Source organism: Dysgonomonas sp. 216, from assembly GCF_010501065.1.
GTDB lineage: Bacteria > Bacteroidota > Bacteroidia > Bacteroidales > Dysgonomonadaceae > QVMM01.
On sequence record NZ_QVMM01000044.1, the window covers coordinates 1 to 1,548 of the forward strand.

Here is a 1,548-nt window from a genome sequence, read left to right on the forward strand (position 1 = left end):
ACATTTTACCTAACTGGTGGTATACTTTTCAATTATTTTAGTGGACTACTTTTCAATTATATTATACATGTTATGGACAACAACAAACAAATATGGTGGGGAATACGTAACGATGGGAGTGTATTTCAAAATAATCAAATTGAAAAACAACTTTCGGATAGATTACTAACCGTTATAAATGACAGAGAATGGGAATTTGCGGTTATTGATAATGTCGGTCAGGTATATTTTGGCATTCGTCGTGATAATTCGATATATCCCTTTGACTCTTTGATAAACAATATTGAAGAAATAATTAACAACTCGTCAAATGTCGGACACGGAAACCATACCAAAGAAACCTCACTACAATTGCCGTTTCCTCGTTCTTTGGCTCGTGTCGATTTTGTAGGCGACCTTACAGGCATTGGTAAAGATGATGCCGTAAACGTAATGTTGAAATTCAACGACATGCAGGGCAATTACTTCGAAAAACCTATCGAATTAACCTATCAGGGTAGTTCTTCGATGGCATACCCGAAAAAAAACTATGCTTTTGATATGTTTAACGACGATGGTTCTGACTTCGTTGTCAAATTTGGCGAATGGGTGGGTACTAATAGCTATCATTTCAAAGCCAATTATATAGACTTTACACACGCCCGTAATATCGTGTGTGCGAGAATGGCGCATCAAACGAATAAGAGTTATCCGATAGGTCAACAATTCCCGTGGGAAGTACCCTATAATCCTGACAATGCAACTATAACAGACCGATACGACACAGGTGCACGGGGTGTTATTGACGGCTTTCCTGTTGAAATATTTATCAATGGAGTATATCAGGGGCTATTTACATGGAATCTAAAAAAGCACCGCGATAACTACCACATGGTAAAGGATAACCCCAATAACATTCAATTCGAAATGCTCGGTAATAGTCAGTTCGTATACCCTGTCTTATGGGATAAATGGGAAATACGCAACCCGAAAGGTTTTGATGCCGCTGTTGAGCCTGCCAATGGAGTGGTTAAGGATAATATTAACAGGTTCTTCCAATGGGCTGCTACTGTACATCAAAATAATTTTAAGGCACAAGCCCCCGATTATCTGCACGTGCAATCTTTGATTGACTTTTATGTTTTGGCACAAGCATGGTATGCTTATGACGTGGTGACAAAGAACACGCAGTTATGTACATGGGATGGTAATATTTGGGCGTTTTTGTTGTACGATCTTGATACGGTTTTCGGGCTTCACGCATTCGGTTATTCGATAGGCGACCCTACTTTAGATTTACATTTAAGCGGTAACAGGATATTATCACTATTAGCCAATACCCACCAAGACGAAATTAAAGCCCGATATTGGGAGATAAGAGAATCTATTTTATCACCTAAAAACATAGAGATGTTATTCTCTGAATTTATGAATACTGTCGGAATAGATGGCTATAATAGGGATGCAACCAAATGGACGGATATACCATCAAACCGCCTGACGGTTGGCGACAAATTAGGTTGTTATACTTCCCTGCCTCAAGTAATGGACTGGTACAATAAGCGTATA

Annotated in this window: 1 protein-coding gene; it reads left to right on the forward strand. The window is 38.9% G+C overall.

Annotation, left to right across the window (positions count from 1 at the left end):
• Positions 1-72 precede the first annotated feature (72 nt).
• Positions 73-1,548, forward strand: a 1,476-nt coding sequence (locus D0T53_RS13415) for a CotH kinase family protein (protein ID WP_163268741.1), incomplete at its 3' end; no start/stop codon positions are given.